Source organism: Neobacillus citreus, from assembly GCF_018343545.2.
In the GTDB taxonomy this organism is placed as follows: Bacteria; Bacillota; Bacilli; order Bacillales; family Cytobacillaceae; genus Neobacillus; species Neobacillus citreus.
On record NZ_JAGYPE020000046.1, the window covers coordinates 1 to 21,476 of the forward strand.

21 protein-coding genes and 1 pseudogene are annotated in these 21,476 nt (G+C 44.2%); 2 read left to right on the top strand and 20 right to left on the bottom strand.

Annotation, left to right across the window (positions count from 1 at the left end):
* Positions 1–136 precede the first annotated feature (136 nt).
* From KHB02_RS20790 to KHB02_RS20840, 11 genes and pseudogenes are all read right to left on the bottom strand, one after another.
* Positions 137–1,258 (bottom strand): tripeptidase T, encoded by a 1,122-nt coding sequence (locus KHB02_RS20790; protein WP_213144943.1) that lies wholly within the window; start codon positions 1,256–1,258, stop codon positions 137–139.
* Positions 1,259–1,669: 411 nt separating this feature from the next.
* On the bottom strand, positions 1,670–2,074 hold the full coding sequence (locus KHB02_RS20795; RefSeq protein ID WP_213144942.1) for a PaaI family thioesterase: 405 nt from the start codon (positions 2,072–2,074) through the stop codon (positions 1,670–1,672).
* A 17-nt stretch (positions 2,075–2,091) separates the two neighbouring features.
* Positions 2,092–3,648 (bottom strand): class I adenylate-forming enzyme family protein, encoded by a 1,557-nt coding sequence (locus KHB02_RS20800; protein ID WP_213144941.1) that lies wholly within the window; start codon positions 3,646–3,648, stop codon positions 2,092–2,094.
* A 48-nt stretch (positions 3,649–3,696) separates the two neighbouring features.
* Positions 3,697–5,127, bottom strand: coding sequence for an MFS transporter (locus KHB02_RS20805; RefSeq protein ID WP_213144940.1), 1,431 nt, complete (start codon positions 5,125–5,127; stop codon positions 3,697–3,699).
* Between the two features lie 84 nt (positions 5,128–5,211).
* Positions 5,212–5,964, bottom strand: a pseudogene (locus KHB02_RS20810) (SDR family NAD(P)-dependent oxidoreductase).
* A 42-nt stretch (positions 5,965–6,006) separates the two neighbouring features.
* Positions 6,007–6,762, bottom strand: a complete 756-nt coding sequence (locus KHB02_RS20815) for an SDR family NAD(P)-dependent oxidoreductase (RefSeq protein WP_213144939.1) — start codon at positions 6,760–6,762, stop codon at positions 6,007–6,009.
* A 29-nt stretch (positions 6,763–6,791) separates the two neighbouring features.
* Complete coding sequence (locus KHB02_RS20820) at positions 6,792–8,000, bottom strand: thiolase family protein (protein ID WP_213144938.1); 1,209 nt, start codon at positions 7,998–8,000, stop codon at positions 6,792–6,794.
* A gap of 43 nt (positions 8,001–8,043) precedes the next feature.
* Positions 8,044–9,516, bottom strand: coding sequence for a pyruvate carboxylase subunit B (locus KHB02_RS20825; RefSeq protein WP_241113996.1), 1,473 nt, complete (start codon positions 9,514–9,516; stop codon positions 8,044–8,046).
* A gap of 6 nt (positions 9,517–9,522) precedes the next feature.
* Positions 9,523–10,890 (bottom strand): acetyl-CoA carboxylase biotin carboxylase subunit, encoded by a 1,368-nt coding sequence (gene accC / locus KHB02_RS20830; RefSeq protein WP_241113999.1) that lies wholly within the window; start codon positions 10,888–10,890, stop codon positions 9,523–9,525.
* A gap of 34 nt (positions 10,891–10,924) precedes the next feature.
* Positions 10,925–11,509, bottom strand: coding sequence for an acetyl-CoA carboxylase (locus KHB02_RS20835; RefSeq protein WP_213144935.1), 585 nt, complete (start codon positions 11,507–11,509; stop codon positions 10,925–10,927).
* A gap of 31 nt (positions 11,510–11,540) precedes the next feature.
* Positions 11,541–12,386: a sulfite exporter TauE/SafE family protein gene (locus KHB02_RS20840; RefSeq protein WP_213144934.1), complete on the bottom strand. Its 846-nt coding sequence runs from the start codon at positions 12,384–12,386 to the stop codon at positions 11,541–11,543.
* Between the two features lie 287 nt (positions 12,387–12,673).
* On the opposite strand from KHB02_RS20840, the gene KHB02_RS20845 reads away from it, so the two are divergent.
* A complete protein-coding gene (locus KHB02_RS20845; protein ID WP_213144933.1) occupies positions 12,674–13,576 on the top strand; it encodes a LysR family transcriptional regulator in 903 nt (300 codons plus the stop codon).
* Between the two features lie 347 nt (positions 13,577–13,923).
* On the opposite strand, the gene KHB02_RS20850 is transcribed toward KHB02_RS20845, so the two are convergent.
* Together KHB02_RS20850 and mce are read right to left on the bottom strand one after the other, a co-directional pair.
* A complete protein-coding gene (locus KHB02_RS20850; RefSeq protein WP_213144932.1) occupies positions 13,924–15,471 on the bottom strand; it encodes an acyl-CoA carboxylase subunit beta in 1,548 nt (515 codons plus the stop codon).
* Between the two features lie 4 nt (positions 15,472–15,475).
* Positions 15,476–15,889 carry a methylmalonyl-CoA epimerase gene (gene mce / locus KHB02_RS20855; RefSeq protein ID WP_213145304.1) on the bottom strand — a complete coding sequence of 138 codons (414 nt, stop codon included), beginning with the start codon at positions 15,887–15,889 and terminating at the stop codon, positions 15,476–15,478.
* A 162-nt stretch (positions 15,890–16,051) separates the two neighbouring features.
* Here mce and prli42 point away from each other — a divergent pair, with 162 nt between their 5' ends.
* A complete protein-coding gene (gene prli42, locus KHB02_RS29820; RefSeq protein ID WP_213144931.1) occupies positions 16,052–16,150 on the top strand; it encodes a stressosome-associated protein Prli42 in 99 nt (32 codons plus the stop codon).
* Between the two features lie 41 nt (positions 16,151–16,191).
* Here the strand turns inward: prli42 and KHB02_RS20865 are convergent, their stop codons facing one another.
* The 7 genes from KHB02_RS20865 to KHB02_RS20895 form a co-directional block, all read right to left on the bottom strand.
* The gene (locus tag KHB02_RS20865; protein WP_213144930.1) at positions 16,192–16,704 is read right to left on the bottom strand and encodes a L,D-transpeptidase; all 513 of its coding nucleotides are present in this window, start codon (positions 16,702–16,704) and stop codon (positions 16,192–16,194) included.
* A gap of 70 nt (positions 16,705–16,774) precedes the next feature.
* Positions 16,775–17,497, bottom strand: a complete 723-nt coding sequence (locus tag KHB02_RS20870) for an amino acid ABC transporter ATP-binding protein (protein ID WP_213144929.1) — start codon at positions 17,495–17,497, stop codon at positions 16,775–16,777.
* On the bottom strand, positions 17,490–18,149 hold the full coding sequence (locus KHB02_RS20875) for an amino acid ABC transporter permease (RefSeq protein ID WP_213144928.1): 660 nt from the start codon (positions 18,147–18,149) through the stop codon (positions 17,490–17,492). Before KHB02_RS20875 ends, KHB02_RS20870 begins: the two co-directional genes overlap by 8 nt.
* A gap of 43 nt (positions 18,150–18,192) precedes the next feature.
* The gene (locus tag KHB02_RS20880; protein ID WP_213144927.1) at positions 18,193–18,969 is read right to left on the bottom strand and encodes a transporter substrate-binding domain-containing protein; all 777 of its coding nucleotides are present in this window, start codon (positions 18,967–18,969) and stop codon (positions 18,193–18,195) included.
* Between the two features lie 255 nt (positions 18,970–19,224).
* Positions 19,225–19,662, bottom strand: coding sequence for a BrxA/BrxB family bacilliredoxin (locus tag KHB02_RS20885; RefSeq protein WP_213144926.1), 438 nt, complete (start codon positions 19,660–19,662; stop codon positions 19,225–19,227).
* A gap of 108 nt (positions 19,663–19,770) precedes the next feature.
* The gene (meaB, locus tag KHB02_RS20890; protein WP_213144925.1) at positions 19,771–20,895 is read right to left on the bottom strand and encodes a methylmalonyl Co-A mutase-associated GTPase MeaB; all 1,125 of its coding nucleotides are present in this window, start codon (positions 20,893–20,895) and stop codon (positions 19,771–19,773) included.
* The coding region (locus tag KHB02_RS20895; protein WP_241113997.1) for a cobalamin-dependent protein at positions 20,896–21,476 on the bottom strand (581 nt) is incomplete at its 5' end.

The window sequence follows — 21,476 nt, forward strand, 5'->3', positions numbered from 1 at the left end:
GGGCAAAATAAGGCCGCTATTTTTACCACTTGCTACGCTTGCAACACCCTTCGGATAAATTTGAACCAATTTTGACAGTATAACCTTTTAAAGAAAAGGAGAACCCTAAAAAACAAGGCTCTCCCCTCAAATTAACTTATTGATTTGTCACTTCATCAATGATCGCCAAGACCATTTCCCCGAGTTTGTAAAGCTCCTCAATCGGCATGCGCTCATTGGTAGTGTGGATTTCTTCGTACCCGACAGCGAGGTTCACAGTTGGAATGCCGAAGCCAGCGATAACGTTGGCGTCGCTGCCGCCGCCGCTGTGCTGCAGCTCGCAGCTGCGGCCTATTTTTGCGGCTGCTTTTCGGGCAATCTCCACCACCTGGTCACCTTCACCAAATTTGAAGCCCGGATACATAACTTCTACATTCACCTCAGCGCGGCCGCCCATTTCTGAAGCAACTGTTTCAAAGGCTCCCTTCATTTTCCCAGCCTGCGCTTCCATTTTTTCAGGAATCAATGAACGGGCTTCAGCTAAAATATCAACCCGGTCGCAGACAATGTTGGTCGCTTGACCGCCTTCAAAGCGTCCAATATTGGCAGTTGTCTCATGGTCGATTCGACCTAACGTCATTCTCGCGATAGACTTTGCGGCAATCGTAATGGCAGAAACACCTTTTTCCGGTGCAACCCCCGCATGGGCTGTTTTTCCATAGATAACCGCTTTAATCTTCGCCTGAGTCGGCGCGGCCACTACCACGTTTCCGACTAACCCGTCACTGTCAAGTGCGTAGCCATATTTGGCCTTCATTAACGAACGATCAAGAGCTTTTGCCCCGACAAGGCCGGATTCTTCCCCAACGGTAATCACAAATTGGATTTGTCCATGTTCAATGTTTTGTTCCTTCAAGACTCGAATCACTTCTAACATAACAGATAAACCTGTCTTGTCATCTGCCCCAAGGATAGTCGTTCCATCGGTCACAACATAACCGTCTTTAATGGAAGGTTTAACTCCCCTAGCAGGCACAACAGTGTCCATATGAGAAGTAAAATAAATGGGGTCAACCCCTTCTTTCGTTGCAGCAAGGGTGCAGACCAAGTTGCCAGCGCCATGTCCGGTAACGCCTGTTGTATCATCCTCGTATACGTCAAGCCCTAAGTCGCTGAACTTTTTCTTTAACACTTTAGCAATTTCGGCCTCATGTTTAGTTTCCGAATCAATTTGAACCAGTTCTAAAAATTCATTTAAAAGACGTTCTTGGTTAATCATTTGCCGAACCTCCCGTTTATGTACTTTACTTTTTCAGTATACCTTTTTTTCAAGTAAGCCTACAAACAAAAAAAGATCGGATCCTCTTGCTTTTGTAATAAAAGATCGCATATGCGTTGAATCGGGAATTATGCAGGATTCAATCCCATGTTCAATCATGTATTGGAAATACTTATGCGGCCTGGTTTCCATTCTCGGGTGATTTTTATGAAAATACTTAATATATATTTGTAACAAACCAATCGATACAAATGATAAACGTATAGGAAAATACGATGAATACTCCTCATTAAATCCCTCTTTCGAAATGACTCATGACGAGACGACAAATGAGGAGTTCCTTGAAAAAAGCAAAAAAAGGAGGAAAACTCTCCTCCCTGTAAATCTGATTCCTTTCCAAAATATCGTTCCTTATCTTTCTAAGTTCATAAAATTCCCGGTACTAGTAGCAATCAGCTCACCGTGTTCATCATAAGCCTCAGCAGTAACCACCATCACCCGCTTACCCTTTTTCACAATCTTGCCTTTACCTCTGAGCACTTTTCCGAACATCGGACGCAAATAGCAAGTATGGAAATCCAAAGTTGTCGTATACTCCTCTTCCGAAAGAACGGTCGTTGCCGCCAAGGCCATACCCATATCCAAAATGGTGGCAATGATTCCCCCGTGCAGTACCCCTTGCTTCTGCTTCAGATGATCCTCCACAGGCATTTCGATGACCGCTTCTCCATTCTGCGCTTCCAGGACCTGAATGTTTAAGTGGTTCCAAATGCCAAATGTTGTTAAGGACTGAAGCCTTGTATCCATTGTATTCATAACTAATCTCCATTAACTCAAACATTTTGAGTTTCTAATAAGACTTTTTTCAATTCCTTTTTATCGATCTTGCCAATAGGTGTAAGAGGGAGCCATTCCTTGAAGTGAACTGCTTTCGGAACCATATACTTCGCTGTGCGAGCCTTGCAGAATTCGATCAGCTCCTCCTTGGTACATAACACTCCTTCTCTCAATACCGCAAAAACGCATACAGTCTCTCCCCAGTCCGCATGCGGTACCCCTACACATGCACACATCGCTACGGCAGGATGTTGATTGACTACATTCTCCACCTCGATCGAGTAGATGTTCATGCCGCCTGATATGATCATATCTTTCTTTCGATCCACAATGTATAAATATCCATGCTCATCCATTTCTCCAATGTCACCGGTATACACCCAGCCGTCACGAATGGCTTCTTGGGTCAAATCCGGCCTGTTATAGTACCCTAATGACCGATAAGGCGCTTTCACAATAATCTCCCCGCGTTCTACATCCATACCCTGATCATCGACCAGGCGAACTTCAGCAAATAGGCAAGGCTTCCCTGCACTCTTCAAAGCTTGAGGATGATAATGATAGGCCCAGTCATGATCGCTTTTCGATAGTCTCGTGATCATGTTTGGACATTCGGATTGCCCATAATGTTGTTTTAAAATCGAGCCAAACATCTCAAAACCTTCCTTTAAACGTTTCGGGTCTATTGGTGCTGCGCCGTAGTGAACCGTACGCAGTGAATGGATATCAAATGCCTCTTTCTTTCCGAGATCAATCAGCCGGTACAGCATGGTTGGTACCAAATAGGTGATGGTAATGCGCTTCTCCTGGACGGTGTAAAAAAAGACTTCCGGATCAAATTTGTCCGTTAAAAACACATGCGCGCCCGCTAATACAGATCGCCAGAAAAACAATCCGGCTGCATGCGGCAAGGGCGTGGACAAAAAGACTCTATCCCTATCATCGATGCTGTTTTCAATCGTATTGGCGACTAATGTTTCAGCTAATGTACGCTGGGAATGCATAATGCCCTTCGGTACGCCCGTCGTTCCTCCACTGTAGAAGATAGCTGCCAAGTCGTCAGGGGAGGCTTCTTCCATCTTTGCAACCTGAGACTGTACCCGGCTATATAGTTCGAACTCCTTTGGGTAATCGTGGCCGAAACCCGGAATGCCTAAAGCTTTTACATTATTTCCGTTTGACTCGTTTACATATTGGAAGATCGTTTCTACATGATTGGCTGTCCCTACCAAAACAGCTTTCGGTTCCGTATCTTTTAAAATAAATTCAACTTCCCTGGTACCAAGCTTTTCTCCTATCGGAACCAAGGTTGCCCCGCACTTTATGACACCAAGGCTAAACACCAGATATTCTATGCTGTTCGGTATGGATACGACGACTTGAGTTCCTCTTTGGACTCCTAGACTGTGCAAATAGTTGGCCGCCTCATGGATACGAATAGAAAGTTCATCATAAGTTAGCGTTTCATTGGTTTTCAAGAAGGTAACAGCCGGATGTTTACCAAAGCTTTTGAAAGCCCTTAACAATAATGATTGAAAAGTTATGTTCTTCAAAAAGTTTACCTCACTTTAAAGAATGTATTTATGTGTATGGGAGAACTTCTAGGCTTTTTCGTAAACGCAATCTATCTCAGTTGTATAAGTTATATTTGAAGATCCCGTTTCATCCACACTCAATCCTTTCGTTTCTTGACCCCAAAGGATTAACGGCAAAATCAAGATGACCGTCGAGATGGCGACAAACCAAAAAACGATGGAGATCCCGCCTGAAGCAAGCAGATAAGATGCAATATAGGTCATGAGAATCCCACCAATAAACCTAGCTGATGCTTCCAAGAAAGAAGTGCCTGTTCCTCGCAGATAGGTTGGAAATTGTTCGGCACTGTAATTTTTCGTTCCTGCACCAAGACTATTTCCAAATAATGATAAAAGAATGCCACCAATAATCATAAAAGTCATATTCTTAGCATAAATAAGGATGATCGCCCCTATGGCCGCCAGAAAACAATAAAGGATAAGAGTTGGCTTGCGCCCCATCGTATCCGAAAGGTAGCCTAAGGCAATACCTCCTATTCCGCCAAGGGCCATCATGATTCCGGTGAACAATAGAGCATTTTCCAAACTGAATCCTTTCATTTCAAACATGGTTGGCGCATAGACGAGCAATACATAGAATATGATTGAAGCTATGCTGCTTATCGCCATACAGATGAACGTGCGGAGCAGGAAGGGGGATTTAAACAGCGTCGTAATGCCGCGGCTTAATTTCTCATTGCTTCCTCCGTTTAACGCTCTCAGGATTTGAACATTCATGAATTGCTGATCATGTTCCAAACCGGCCTCTTTCTCCAGTTTCTCGAGCAACATTTCAACTTCCCCGACACGCCCATTTTGCAGAAGCCAGCGGGGGGATTCTGGCAGCCATTTTATCAAAATGATGATATAAAGGATGGGAAGACCTCCTAGCAAAAAGGGAACACGCCATGCAACATCCAAAGGAAAATGGGCTAGCGTCCAAGCACCGATTAAATTGGGTATGACATAGGACATAATCAAAAGGGAAGCATACCAGCCTACGGCTGTTGCCCGCCGTTTACTTCCAATAAATTCAGAAAGCATAAGATAGGGAATCGCAAACACCGCACCTTCAGCTAATCCTGCAACGAATCTCATCGCACCGATCCAGTGAACGCTGGGGAAAGCGGCCCCGATTAAAGTGAAAAAGCTAAACCATAGAATGCCTATTATTAACACTTTTTTTCGCCCATATTTATCCAGAAGCCTTCCGGCAAAAAGAGCACCCAGTACAATCCCTGCCGTCGAAGTGATACCCAACAGCCCGACTTCGGAAGGACTCAAATTCCAGAGCTTTTTCAAGACTACAATCGTCTGGCCGATAATGCCAATATCAAAAGCTTCAATGATCGCAGCTACAGTCAGTAAAACCAAGTATCGAATGGATGTTTTGGTTAAGGGAAGCCGATCCAGCCTTGACAGCAAGTTAGCTTCTAAATGGTTTGCCGTTTTTCCCAATGTAATTCCCCTTCTTCCATACGGAGTCTTTAATGAATAGTCGTTATTTGCAGTAAGTAAGCTTCGTACAATTCTGTTCTTCTGCTATAATTTCATTCCTACCATCCCATCATCAAGCAGTACCGTGCTGCCATTGATGACATTTGACTCGTCTGATGCCAGAAAACCTACGACGTCGGCGATTTGATCCGGCTGCAATAACTCTCCTCTTGCATGATTAATGGTTGCCCTTTGCTGCATGAAGGGCTTGACGTCTTGTACCAGTGGAGTATCCGTTCCGCTAGGGGCAATAGCAACAACACGAATCCCCTTCTCACCCAATTCTGCTGCAGCGACTTGCGTCATCATGCTCACAGCTGCTTTGGAAGCGCTGTAACTAATTCCCCCTTTGATCACCACAAATGAATTGGTGGATGCCGTATTGATAATAATACCCTTGCTATTCAATTCAACCATTTTTCGTCCTGCTGCCAATATTCCATGAAAGACTCCATGCTGATTGACTTTTACGACTTTGTCGTAGATTTCCGGGCTGTGTTCCCTAAGCGGCCTATTGATGATTATTCCGGCATTGTTGAACACCACATCGAGACTTCCGAACTTCTCAACAGCAAGTCCAACAGCACGTTCGACCTGATCATACTGGGTCACATCCGTTTGAATGAAGATAGCCTCGCCTCCTTCTGCCCGGATGAGTTAAGCGGTCTCCCAACCGTTCACCTCATTCATATCGGCAATAACGACTTTCGCCCCTTCCCTGCCGAATTTAAAGGAAGTGGCCTTACCGAGTCCGCTTGCCCCGCCTGTAATGACACATACTTTATTCTTCAATTTCATACCGACACCATCCCATCTTAATCCATAATCTATGGTAAAACATTAACCCCTAAAGGCAGCCAAGCCATCATCTACCATAACCGTACTTCCGTTAATGACATCCGATTCCTCCGAGGCCAAGAACGCCACAATATTAGCGATCTGCTCCGCCTGAAGCAATTTTCCGCGCATATGCATTTTAGCCATCTTCTCTTCCTGGCCCAAATCTTTGCGGAATTGGATGAACGGTGTATCGATCCCGCCTGGCGCGATCGCGACGACACGAATTCCGTTATCCGCCAGTTCCAGTGCGGCCGCTTGCGTCATTAGCTTTACAGCTGCTTTCGATGCCTGATAGGCGATGACCCCTTTCGTCGCCACATAGGAAAACACGGAAGCGGTATTGATAATGACGCCTTTCCTCCCCAGTTTCGCTATTTCTTCGCCAGCTGCCAGGATGCCGTAATAAACACCATATTGATTCACTTGCAAGACCTTATCAAATTCTTCTGGTTCGAAGTCCAGCAGCGGCTTGGCTATATTCATGCCCGCATTATTAAACATGACATCCAAGCTGCCGAATTGTTCGACAGCAAAGTGTACTGAACGTTGGACCTGGTCAAAGCTGCTTACGTCGGTTTGAATAAATGCGGCCTCTCCGCCGGCGGCTTGAATCTGTTCAACCGTCTTCCTTCCTCCCGCTTCATCCAAATCAGTAACGACAACCTTTGCCCCTTCACTGGCAAATTTGATGGCCGTCGCCTTTCCCAACCCGCTTGAACCACCCGTAATAATCCCTACTTTGTCTAGTAATCTCAAAACAATCACTCTACCTTTCTAATCAAATCCTATCCTTTTATCGCTTCATTAACCTTGATAACCACGGCATCGGCTTGTCCATATCCCCCGCAAATGGCTGCAACACCGATGCCTCCGCCAATCCGGCGAAGTTCATAGATCAGTGACATGATGATTCTTCCGCCACTGGCCCCTGTGGGATGTCCTATGGCAATAGCCCCCCCATTGACGTTGGTAATGGAGCGAAGCTGTCTTAGCAAAGCGTCATCCCCATTGCTCAAGACCTTGGTGCTGACCAGCGGCATCGCTGCAAAAGCTTCGTTGATTTCAATCCTTTTCACCTGCTCTAAATCCATGCCGGCCTTCTTTAGCGCTTTATTAATCGCCAAGGCAGGCATGGCAACTGAGGAGGATGCATCGCCGGAAATGGTTGCGTAAGAAAGAATGGTAGCCATGGATTCCAGATTCAGCTTATCCTGCATTCGATTAGACATTAATACTAAAGCTGCTGATCCGTCATTGAGCCCTGGCGCATTTCCCGGGGTAATGGTGGGACTGCCGTAAACCGTTTTTAATCGCTGCAGCTTTTCTAGTGACGCATCCCGCCGTGGAGATTCATCTTGTTGGAATATAATGGAATCCCCTTTATTTGTTGGAAGTTGCACCGGCAGCAATTCATCTTCATATTTTCCCGATTCATAGGCAGCAAAGTATTTCTTGTGGCTTTCCCATGCCCATTCGTCCTGCTCTTCTCTCGATACTCCGTATTTCAGCGCTTCTTCTCCGGTAACAAGGGCAACCGGCGTATTTGTGATTGGATTCCGAATTTGCAGGGGATCTTCCAACGTCATATCACCTAAACGTTTTCCCCAACGTCCCTCTCTTAACAGATAAGGAGTTTGGCTCAAAGATTCAAAACCTCCGGCTACGACTGTTTCCGCTTCGCCGAGCAATATATCTTTCATTGCCAATCCTACGGCCGTGACGGATGAACAGCAGGCACGGTCTATCGTCAAGGATGGTGTCGAACCCGGCAAGCCAGCCTTAAAAAGAATTTGGCGCGCAGCGACCGAAGTGCTGCCTGCCAGAGCGGCAGATCCCATGATCACCTCATTCACTTGTTCCAGATTCAAGCCTACCCGGCTTATCGCTCCTTTTACCGCAATGGCACCCAAATCAACACTGGATTTGTTCTTCAAGGCCCCTCCCAACTTTCCGAACGGTGTTCTCACAGCGCTTACAATTCTGACTTCCTTCACTTATTTCCCCACCTTTTTACTCTCCCTATTATGTCGTGGCTGTTCATTTTCCTTGGTTGACTTCTAATTTAAGAGATCCTTTTTCTATAGACACCGCTTGAATCTGTTTCCGCTTTTTCAGCTCCCTAACCAGTTCCACCAAAGGAGATAAAGTTAAGTTTACATCTAAAGGCTTTCTGTTCCTGTAAAAGTCCTCCATTGTCAGCCGGCTGTTAAAAACGGCGAGCAACAACTCTTCATCGGAAGAAAAGGGACCGTTTTCTTCTTTGAACTTCTCAAGGAATGAATCGTTAAAATACGATGTCGGGTCGACGGTATCATAGTCATCATCCCATAAAATCCGGTCAAGTACATTCGGATCGATTGGGGCGGCCAATTCGCCGTAAAACCCTTTGGCATAGAGTCGAACCCCCTCCGGAATGGTTTTATAACGCTCCCCTTCCAAAATATTAAACGTCGCCTGTACCCCCACAAATTGGGACAGGGGGGTAACCATAACCGGATAGCCAAGCTCCTTGCGAACTCTGGCCGCCTCTTCTAGGACTTCGGGAAGACGGTGAAGGATGCCCAGCTCCTTCAGCTGGTTGGTTAGATTGGACATCATGCCTCCCGGTATCTGATGTCCGGCATATTGCGCATATTCAATCGGGTCAAATCGCTTAGGAGAATAAATCGGTTTCTTTTCCAGATAAGCCTGCCAGTAAAAAAAATCATCCATTTTGCGGATCATTTCTTCATCGATTTCCGCCTTCAGCCCAAGCTCATGGCAACGTTGGAGAATGTCGATCGTTGATGGTACCGAATCGCCGTTAGCCAAAGGCGAGCTTACTGTGGAAACCACATCAACGCCATGTTTCATTGCTTCTGTGAACGTATCAGCCGCCATGCCTGTAGAGGAATGGGACTGGAACATCAAGGTCGCATCTCCTACCGCTCTGCGCAAGGCCGAAATGAGTGTCCTGGCTCTGTCCGGGGTTAGAATTCCGCTTGCATCCTCCAGCACGACTGCGTCTACACCGAGATTCAGCAAATCCCTTCCCTTTTCCGCATAATACTCATCCGTATGAACTGGGCTTTCGGTGAAAACCAATGTCCCTGAGGCATTCATGCCCAAATCTTTGGCACGCTTTAACTGGTATGCCATATTGCGCAAGTCATTCAGGCCATCGAAAACACAGATCCAATCGATACCCACCTTTTTCAACGACTCCAGCATCACGTCCACCACATCATTCGGATATTGCTTCCATCCCACGATATTTCTGCCCCGAATGACAAACCCCAATGGAGTATTCGGCATCAGCTGCCGAAGCAGGCGTAACTTTTCCCACGGATCTTCATATAAAAATTTGACACCGGTTTCAAAGGTCGCTCCGGAACCGACAATGACACAGAAAAATCCTGCCTGATCCATAGTCGACGCAATGGGAAACATCGATTTTGCTTTCATTCTCGTGGCCCACAACGATTGTTGTCCGTCACGAATGGTTTCATCCATAAATTTGATTTTCCTCAATTTTCATTACACCTCCACAGGTTTATTCAGTTCATGAAGGAACGATTCTTCGACCCAACGGGTGTTGTATTTGCCGGATCTGAAATCGGGATTCCCTAAAACTCTTTCATGGAAGGGTACCGTCGTACGGATCCCCTTAAGATCAATTTCCCCGAGTGCCCTGAGCATCCGCACAATGGCTTCTTCCCGGTCCTGTCCATGAACAATCAGTTTTCCTAAGAGCGAATCGTAATAGAGAGGAATCGAATATCCAGCATAACAGTGACTATCCACCCGGACACCCGTTCCTCCAGGAAGATGGAGATGTTCAATTTTGCCAGGCATCGGCATAAATCCCCGGAATGGATCCTCAGCGTTAATCCGGCACTCAATGGCATGGCCCATGAATTGTACATCCCTTTGCTCAATAGATAACTTATGCCCCTCAGCAATGCGCAGCTGTTCCTTGACAATATCGATGCCCGTCAGCATCTCCGTAACCGGATGCTCAACCTGCACCCTCGTATTCATTTCAATGAAGTAAAATTTTCTGCTATCCGCATCCACTACAAATTCAATCGTTCCCGCACTCGTATAATTTTGACTCTTAGCAAGGGCTAACGCCGCTGCATGCATCTCTTCTCGCATTTTACTGTCCAAAACGGGACTCGGTGCTTCCTCGATTAACTTTTGGTGACGGCGCTGGATGCTGCAATCCCGCTCCCCCAAATGGATGCCGTTCCCATAATGGTCAAACAGGACCTGTACTTCAACGTGCCTTGCATTTTGAATGTACTTTTCAATATAAACGGTACCGTCTCCGAATGCAGCCGCTGCTTCCGCTTGAGTCTGTTGATAGAAATTTCTTAATTCCCGTTCGTCAAACACAACCTTCATTCCTCGGCCACCACCTGCGGCTGCCGCCTTGAGCAATACCGGATACCCTATTTCGTGTGCGGCACGGGCAAACTCTTCCACATCCGAATTTTTCTCATTCGTGCCCGGAACCACGGGTACCCCTGCTTCCACGGCAGCTTTCCTCGCTTGAATTTTATTTCCCATTTTTCGGATGATATCCCCGGAAGGCCCAATGAAACAAATATGATTTCTCGCACAGGCATCACTGAATTCATCGTTTTCCGCCAAAAAACCGTATCCCGGATGAATCGCATCGATTCTTTCCTCTATTGCAACGGAGATTAGCTTTTCGATATTCAAATAGCTTTTCCTTGAAGGCGCAGGACCGATAGAAACAGATTTATCCGCAAGGTGAACATGCAGACCATCCTGATCGGCATCCGAATAGACCGCGATAGTTTCGATCCCGAGTTCTTTGCAAGCCCTGATGATGCGTACCGCTATCTCTCCCCGGTTTGCGACAAGTACCCTGTTCATTTTTTTCATAGCACACCCCACCCATCTCGATTTTTTATACCAGCGGTTCAATGATCATGATGGTTTGCCCCGCTTCAATCATTTCTTCATTTTCCACATAGATTTCCATGATCTTTCCATCACAGGGAGCATTGATAGAATTGAATAATTTCATGACCTCAACAGTTCCGACTTGCTGCCCTTTCCTGACAGCACTGCCGATATGGACAAAAGGTTCTGCTTCGGGGCTTGGAGCCTGATAGAAAATGCCCGGTATGGACGACTGGATAGGAATCCCGGCAACCATTTCCCTTTGCGGTGGATTAAATTCCTTTTCTGTCATCTTCGCCGTCTGATTCTCAGGATTAGTCGCAGTGGAAACTTCATCTTCATGGACTAGATTTATCGAAGCAGTCTCGCCTTCTCCTTTATTACCTGACGAAATTTGCTCTTTACTTTTATCGATGACGAGTTTCATCCCTTGAATTTCCAACTGAAGCTTGTCGTAATTCCATGCATCAATGATGTTCAAAATTTCAATGACATCTTTATATGTTAATTCATAGCTGATTGGTTGTCCGTACAGATCAGATAAATGGAACGATCGTTTTTCTTGTGTGTTCATTTCAAGCGTTTTCATTTCTATCACCTCATAGCCGAATTATTTTACATTATTTTACATTTAAAGAGATCTGCTTTACGATAATCTCAGGAAGATTGATTTGAGAAAGCGACTGCCAACAGGAAGTGATGCCAACGATAATCAACAGCCCATAAACCAATCGTTTGAAATTTGTGTCGTTGATACGCTTGCGAATTGGTTGTGCAATCCAATAACCTAATAATGCTGGTATCATATAAACGATGACCGTAGTTAAAACCGTCTCAGTGACCTTTTGCTGCCGAACGAACAGGGACAGACTGAGTGCAACCGCATACATCAAAATGAAATAGTTAACAATTGTCGCGCGAAAGGAATCTTTCTGCAAGTATGGAACCAGTATGGCGATGACAGGCGGTCCAGGCAGGCCTACCACTCCTGTAAGGATCCCTGAAGCAAATCCGGCAAAATATAATCCCTTCGGCCATTTCCGGAGGCCAATCGGCTGACTCTCATTTGATGATCCGCCTATTTGTGCAACCTTCCTATTTCTTTCCGCCTGAACCCATTGAATCAGCACATAGCTCAAAACAGTAATTCCGACAAGTCCTTTCAAATGAACCCCAGACATCTTTCCGCTTGCTAACACACCTAACAATAAGCCCGGAAAGCCGATTGCAAGCAACCGCCAGACTAAATCCCAACGAGCCATGTTCCAATTTTTCCCCGCCTGAAGCACAAGCGTGAACATCGATAACATCATGCTGATGAGTATGGCTTCATAATTCGGAAAGATATACAGCAATAAAGGGATGGAAACGAGCGGGAAGCCAAAGCCGGTCAGGACTTGCACGCCTGCTGCTCCCATTACCGCCATGCTGCCCAGCAGCCATTGGTAGGAATTGATATCAGGCATTATCCATCTCCTTTACTATTGAATAATGTAAATAGAAACTTCGTATGGCTTCGCCTTGAGTATGATTTATTTCAAATAGAATTACCTCCCTACATTATTTAAGACTCTCGGAAATAAGCTTTTCTAGAAATCCTAAAATAAGGAACTTAATTCCAAGCTTCTATTATTTTTTGATAATTCAAAATAAATTAAATAACTTGAATTTATTGTACATATCAATTATAGTAATGTAAAATAACAATTTTGCATAAACACTTCGAAAATTTGCATATGAAAAGGAACATAAAATGAACATTGAACAACTCGAACATATCGTTGAGGTATCGAAAACAAAATCTATTTCCATTGCTGCTCAAAACCTTCATGTTTCCCAATCCGGAATGAGCAGGGCCATATCGAATTTTGAGGAAGAATTGGGGATTAAAGTATTCAAACGCTCAAAATTGGGGACGATCCCGACGGATGAAGGGATACAGATCATCAAGTACGCCTATGAAGCGCTTATGAAACTGCAAAAAATAAAGGAAGAGGCTCAACTGTATACCACATCAATAACCGGGGAATTAAAAGTTGTAACAACCCCCGGTTTTATGAACCTATTGCTAAAACCTCTATCAGCTTTCAAAAAGGAGTTTCCGAAGGTTAGTATTGAAGTGTCAGAAAAGGGAACAGATTATATTGTGAATGATTTTCAAGAAAATAAAATTGATATCGGACTCATTACAATTTATGGGGATTTGTTCAATAAAAAAACTGATTTGGCTTATGACAAATTAATAGAAGGAAAAATGAAAGTATGCGTCAACAAAAACTCCCCACTGGCGCTAAGCGATGTCGTAACCCCCCAAGAATTGCTTAATCAGACGTTTCTTATATATGACGGTGAATATATCAAATGGTTCGTCAATGACTTTTGTACTAAATATGGACCCATCGATATTTGGTTTACATCAAATAATGCGGAAGTGATTAAAGAAGCAATCGTTAATGATTTGGCTATTGGCTTTGCCCCGGATTTCGCCATGAAAAAGGATCCTTATGTATTAAACGGCCAAATTATTCTTCTTGACCTTGTGAATCATGAACCAATAGATGTATCCTATGGAAGAATACGGTCCGATGATCGGCATTTTTCCGCAAACGTTGACAGGTTTATCAACTTTCTGAAAGCGGAGCTTAAACATTTTTGAAACTGGGCCCATTTGAAAACCAACCTAAATATTGAGTTCGAGCAGATCCATAACATGAATGGACATGCCTGCTTTTTCCTGCTGTCATGCGGAAGGCGCTCTGCTCCTGTGGGAATACGGAGCAGGGGAGACCCTGCAGGAGCAGAGCGACGAAAAAGCTCCCCGTACCGACCACAAAAGCGAAGCGCCTGGAGCGGAAATCAACAGACAAATTTAAGAGGTCCTACATAAAAAGAAAATACCACAGTCCAAATGAACGTGGTAGACCCCCAATTTTATGCTTACTTATCTTTTAAAAAAGAGGCTGCCCCTAAAGTTACACTTTTGGGACAGCCTCTTCAAAAAACTTACAACGGAATATTTCCGTGCTTTTTATATGGTCTCGATTCTTTCTTCGACCTTAGCATCTCTAAGGATTGAATCAACTTGATTCTAGTTTCGCGCGGGTCGATGACGTCATCCACCATTCCCCTGGATGCCGCGACATAAGGGTTCGCAAATTTCTCACGGTACTCCTCTATTTTTTGCTGCCTAGTCTCTTCAGGGTTATCGCTGTTTTGGATTTCCTTTGCGAAAATAATATTAGCTGCTCCCTGCGGACCCATGACGGCAATCTCCGCATTCGGCCAGGCAAAGACAAGGTCGGCGCCGATTGACTTACTGTTAAGCGCCACATACGCGCCGCCGTAGGCTTTGCGCAGAATAACCGTCAACTTCGGAACGGTCGCTTCTGAATAAGCAAATAAAATTTTTGCCCCGTGGCGGATGATGCCGCCATGCTCCTGCTTAACGCCCGGGAAGAAGCCAGTTACATCTTCAAAGGTGATAATCGGGATATTAAAAGAATCGCAGGTGCGAATGAATCGTGCTGCTTTGTCGGAAGAATCGATATCAAGACCGCCGGCCATTACTTTTGGCTGGTTACAAACAAGTCCGACTGTTTCCCCTTTAATTCTTGCAAACCCAACAACAATATTTCTGGCAAAATCCTTATGAATTTCCATGAAAGTATCCGCATCAACAATCTGTTCAATAACATTTCTTACGTCATATGGGCGGACAGCATCGAAGGGAATCACATCCGTCAAATCAGGACGGTAATCTTCCTCTTCTGCCACTTCCACTCTTGGCGGTTTTTCTTCATTATTCTGCGGCAAGTAGCTCAGCAGCTTTCGTACATTTGCCAAAACTTCTTCCTCGGTTGCACCGCGGAAATGAGCATTCCCGCTGATGGTATTATGTACACCGGCACCGCCCAAGTCTTCTGCCGAAATTTTCTCCCCGGTAACGGTTTCAATTACCTTCGGCCCAGTAATGAACATTTGGCTCGTTTTTTCCACCATGAATACAAAATCGGTAATTGCGGGTGAGTAAACGGCACCGCCGGCACATGGGCCCATGATGACGGAAATCTGCGGAATGACTCCCGAATAAATAGAATTGCGGTAAAAGATTTGTCCGTAGCCGTCTAAGGATACAACCCCTTCTTGGATGCGGGCACCGCCGGAATCATTCAGGCCGACAAACGGGGTGCCATTTTTGGCTGCCAAATCCATTACATTAGCAATCTTTTTGGCATGCATTTCCCCCAAAGCGCCGCCAAAAACGGTAAAATCCTGTGAAAACAAATAGATCGGGCGTCCATTCACTTTTCCATATCCAGTTACAACGCCATCGCCAGGACCCTTTTGGTCTTCCATCCCAAAATCGTTTGTGCGGTGCTCAATAAATGGATTTAATTCAACAAACGTCCCCTTATCGACTAACAGGTCAATCCGCTCACGGGCTGTCAGCTTCCCTTTTTCGTGCTGCTTTTCAATCCGTTCATCACCGCCCCCGAGTTCTACCTCCCGGCGTTTGTCATACAGCTCATTTAACACTTCATAGATATCCATTTTGTTACCCCTTTGTCTGTTTCTTTTCGCAAAGCTCAAATAAAACGCCCGATGCCGATTTTGGATGCATGAAGGCAATATCTGCCCCGCCTGCCCCTGGCCTTGGCACCTCATCAATCATTCTGATACCATGCTCCTTTATTTCCGCAATTCTTGCTTCAATTGATTCCACCCCAAGAGCTACATGGTGTATGCCCTCGCCGCGTCTTTCAATAAAGTTGGCAATCGTGCTCTCCTCTGAAGTAGGTTCGAGAAGCTCAAGCTTGGTCTCTCCAGCCTGCAAAAATGCTACCTTTACCTTTTGACTGACCACTTCTTCAATTTTTAAAAGAGGGAGCTTTAACACTTCCGTATAAAAAGGAAGGGTCGCCTCAAGAGACTTTACAGCAATTCCAATATGATCGATTTTTTTAATCATTCTAAAATCCCCTTTTTTCAATTTTAACATAAATTCGACAATAACATTATTCGTGAAAAAGTTCATAAATCCTTCCTAAATTGCTGAGTTGTTCCGTTGTCCTTTTGGGCTTTTCCAAGTACAATGTAGATAAAACCTTTTAACCAAAAGGAGGCATTCATTTTGAATAACAAAAAATCTAGAAAAATTATTGTTTATTTAATGCTCTTTGCTATGCTGGCTTCCACTCTTCTAATTGGAATTGCCCAGTTTCTATCATAACAATTAAGGGACTGTCCGCATTGACGGACAGTCCCTTTTTCTTATTTGATAGCACCGCTTTCCTTTGCCAGTGCTTCAAATGATTTATTGGATGATGTTACTAAAATTTTTGTCCCAAGCGGTATCAACGGGAATAATGAGGTAATAACCTCATTCTGGGTGCGGATACAGCCTTGTGAAACATATTTTCCAACGGAAGCCGGCTGATTGGTGCCATGAATACCGTAGATTCTGCCATCAGTCTCCCTTGCGTCAAAGCCAATCCACCGCGAACCTAGCGGATTCTTGGGATCGCCGCCGGGTATGTCACTGCGGCGGTAATATGGATTCTTTGCCTTTACTGTGACAGTAAACAGTCCCTCAGGGGTCATTTCCTCCGTCTTGCCAGTGCCAACACTGACAACTGTTTGGACTCTATTCTCACTAATAAGGGCAAGTTCATTATTACTTTTATTCACGATCACAAATGGATCCCCAGGCAATGGGTTCGGACCCAAGGGCCAGATGGGGGAGAGGGAAAATGCCATCAGGATTGACGAAAAGATTTTGATCATAATCATCCTCCTGCCGTTTTCCCCTAGTTTGCATCAATCTATCATTCTTCATTCATTTTCCGCAATTAATTTATAAAACTTTTTCTAAAAAGTCCTTTGCACGAGTGGTCTTTGGATTTTTGAAAAACTCTTCCGGCGAGCCTTCTTCTAACAATTTCCCTTCATCAAGAAACATAATCCGGTCGGAAACTTCCCGCGCAAATCCCATTTCATGGGTAACAATTGCCATCGTAATACCTGTATGGGCCAAGTCCTTAATAACATTAAGAACTTCCTTGACCATTTCTGGGTCAAGTGCAGATGTCGGTTCATCAAATAGCATTAACTTTGGCTCCATGGCAAGGGCACGGGCGATGGCCACCCTCTGCTTCTGCCCCCCTGAAAGATTATTAGGATAGGCTGATTCTTTTTCAGACAGTCCCACTTTGGCTAATAGTTCGCGGCCTTTTTTCTCAGCAGTTTCCCTGGATTCACCTTTAACTCTCATCGGTGCATACGTTAAGTTCTGCAAAACAGTCATATGCGGGAATAAATAGAAATGTTGAAAGACCATGCCGATTTCCTGTCTGACTTTCGAAATATCCGTTTTTCGGTCGGTAATGTCTTGATTATTAATCCACACTTTCCCTTTTGTCGGTTCCTCCAACAAATTCAAACAGCGAAGAAAGGTTGATTTTCCTGACCCTGATGGTCCGATAATGGAGACTACCTCACCGCTTTCGATACTGGTTGAAATATTTTTTAAGACTTCATTATCGCCAAACTGTTTATAGAGGTTCTCTACTTTAATCACTATATTTCAGCCTCCTTTCAACCAGTTTGCCAGCAGTTGTTAAAACGAAAACGAGGACCCAATAGATTAGTCCGACAAAAATTAATGGTTCAAAATTATGATACGTATCTGCTCCCACAACCTGGGCACGGCGCATTAAATCCAAGTAGCCGATTGTTGATACAAGCGCCGATTCCTTTGTTAAGGTAACAAATTCATTCATAAGGGCCGGTAAAATATTTTTAAGCGCCTGCGGCAAAATAATGTCCTTCATCATCAGGCGATAAGGAACACCGAGCGCCAGGGCTGCTTCGGTCTGACCTTTATCCACGGCTTGAATGCCCGCTCTGATAATCTCTGACACATACGCAGATGAATTCAGCCCAAATGCCAGAATGGACGAAAGGAATGGATCAATATCGTAACCTGTTAATTGCGGAACCGCAAAATAAATTAACATTAGTTGTAAAATCAATGGCGTTCCGCGGAAAATGGATGTATATATATCTGCAAGCCAATTTAAAGCCTTGACTCTGGAAATTTTCAATAATGCCAGAATGGTACCGAGAACAAATCCAAATATAATGGCGACAACGACAAATTTTAATGTTACCCATATTCCTTTTAGTATAAAAGGAATATAAGGCACAATTTGGCTAAAATCCAAATTCATGCCTTACACCTCACCTCAAATATTTTCTTTTTAAAAAATGCTATTATTGTTGGTCTTTTAACCATTTATCTTTCAATTCTTGCAGCTTTCCATTTTGCTCCAATTTATCAAGAGCCTTATTAACATCCTTTACAAGCGCACTGCCTTTAGGAAAAGCGATGGCCATTCCTGGTGAACTGCTTGTAGGATCATCAAATCCCGCTAAATTTTGCTCTTTAATATAACCTGTAGCCACTGACTTATCTAAATAAGCTGCATCGATTCGCTTAGTTAATAGTTCTTGAATTAAAGTTGTAGCATTGTCTAATGGCTTTGCTGTAAAGTTAATCTTCTTCTGAAGTTCCTTAGCACCCTCTTCTTGGATGGTTCCTAATTGAACACCAAGTGTTTTTCCTTTTAAATCATCTACTGTTTTAATGTTAGAATCCTTTAAAGTAATAAACATTTCACCTGAACGATTATATTCGGTGGAAAAATCTACATTCTTTTTACGCTTCTCAGTTGCTGACATTCCAGCAAGGACCATATCAACACGTTTTGCCTGCAATGCTCCGATTAAGCCATCAAACTTCATGTCTTTAATTTCAAGCTTATATCCTAATTCGTCAGCAATCGCATTTGCCAGGTCAATATCGAAGCCTTCAATGTCACCTGATGGATTTCTAGATTCAAATGGAGCAAAATCAGCCGATGTTGCCATTGTTAGTACTTTTTTGTCCGACGATTTTTCACCGTTAGCTCCGTCCTTATTACTTTGGCCGCAAGCAGCCATAACGACTAATGAAAAAATAATAGTTAGAAATAAAAATGTCTTTTTCATGATGTCCCTCCTGAGTATTAAAATTTGAAATTATATAATGACTTGAATTTTTATTCAACAAAATGGATATTAACACAGCAATGAATTTTTGAAAAGATATTTTTTTAATATAAAAATATTCAAAAAATTGAGCATACCTTTTATACTAGTTAAAATGGGCACAAACCATTTTTTTATGTGTATTTTCCATAAAAAAACACCTCTTTTATGAAGAGGTGTTTAATAGGTATAATTAACCTTTCTTGGGTTAAATTATTATATTTCTTCGCAATATTTATCGAATTCCTGCTGAAGCTTGGCAACCACTGTTGCTGGGTCATAGCCTTCAATCTGATGTCTTTCAATCATGGAACAAATCTTTCCGTCCTTTAATAAGGCGAAAGAAGGAGAGGATGGCGGATAGCCTGTAAAATAGCTTCTTGCCTTTTCTGTCGCTTCTTTATCCTGACCGGCAAAAACCGTTACTAGGTGATCTGGGCGCTTATCATAATGAACGGAGTATGCTGCCGCTGGACGGGCAATACCGCCGGCGCAGCCGCAAACAGAATTAATCATGACTAGAGTTGTACCCTTTTGGTTTAAAGCCTCTTCAACCTCATCGGCTGTCTTTAGCTCTTGGTATCCGGCAGTGGAGATTTCCTGACGCGCCTGGCGGACAACATCATTCATAAAAATATTAAAATCCATGCTCATTGAATTCACTCCTTATGTCTTACATACCTACATCATAACAGTTAAAATATGTTTTTTTCAAATGATTATTCCTGAAGTGAAAAAGAAAAGCTGCCGATGAATCGACAGCTATTGATTAGAGTTTATAAATGTCTCATAAAGCTTTTCCACGGCTGTGGCCACCGTTACGTCCCCGGTGATGACTTCGTTTTCATACTTAGGAAGCAAATTCTTCACACCAGGGTGATGAAAGAAATGATAGTGAAGAGTATCGGTAATCATCGAATACAGCCATTCTCTGGATTGAAATTTTCTTCTTTCGTCGAAAACGCCTGAGGATTTCACAGTCGTCTCGAAGGTTTGGATGACCTTCCAAATATCTGCGATTCCCTCGTGTGTCAAAGACGAACAGGTATAGGCTTTCGTTCCCCATCCCTTTGTGGCCGGCTGGAGAAAATGCAGGATACGGTTATATTCTTTCCTCGTTTTCTCGGCATTTTGCTTATTCGTCCCGTCCGCTTTGTGGACGATAAGGCAATCGGCCAGTTCCATAATGCCTTTTTTCATTCCCTGCAATTCGTCACCAGCACCGGTTAGGACAAGCAGCATGAAAAAGTCGACCATATCACGAATGATAACTTCACTTTGGCCTACACCGACCGTTTCAATTAGTATGACATCAAAGCCGGCAGCTTCACAAATCAGCATTGCTTCCCTTGTTTTCCGGTGAACCCCGCCAAGCTTCCCAGCCGTTGGCGATGGACGGATAAACGCTTTTGGATTCCGGGCCAATGTTTCCATTCGGGTTTTGTCACCGAGGATGCTCCCGCCGCTAATCTTTGAGCTTGGGTCAATCGCCAAAACGGCAACTCTTAGTCCAAGTTCACATAGATAGGTTCCGAACGCCTCAATAAATGTGCTTTTTCCAGCCCCAGGCACCCCGGTAATACCGATGCGAATTGACTTACTAGAGTGAACCAGCAGCTTTTGCAGGAGCGCCTGTGCTTTTTGAAAATGCTGTTCAGCGTTGCTTTCCACAAGGGTAATCGCTCGGGCAAGCAGACTTCGATCACCTTTAAGGACCCCTTCATACAATTCGTCTAGCGAGGGCTCAGTCGATCCGCGTTTTTGAAAACGGACATTTTTTTGAAAAGTCACTTCTCCTGTTTCCTGCTCCTTGCCTTTCCTGATGACAGTTGAAAATTTATCCGGCTCTTCGGGGTTTGCCCATTCCGGTCTTTGTTCACCCGTCATTTAATTTGCCACTTCCTCGTACCCAAGCTGTCTATATATCTCCTTGATTACCTTTTGCGCAGCTACTGGAATAATCGTACCAGGACCGAAGATGGCCGCCGCACCATTGTCATATAAGAATTGATAATCCTGAGCTGGGATAACGCCGCCGACAACAACTAAAATATCCTCGCGGCCTAATCTTTTCAATTCCTCAATAAGCTGCGGAAGGAGCGTCTTATGACCAGCAGCAAGTGAACTCATTCCGATCACGTGAACGTCATTTTCCACCGCTTGCAGGGCTGTTTCCTCCGGTGTTTGGAAGAGCGGGCCGATATCGACATCAAAGCCAAGATCGGCAAATGCCGTAGAAATGACCTTCGCCCCGCGATCATGACCGTCCTGCCCCATTTTCGCAATCAGAATCCGCGGCCGTCTGCCTTCATTTTCAAGGAATTCTTCTGTCATTCTTTGGACTTCGGCAATTTCTTCTTCGTTTGTAAAAGAAGTGCTGTAGACGCCGCTAATGGAACGGATAATAGCTTTATGACGACCCGCTGCTTTTTCTATCGCATCGGAAATTTCGCCTAGCGTCGCTCTTT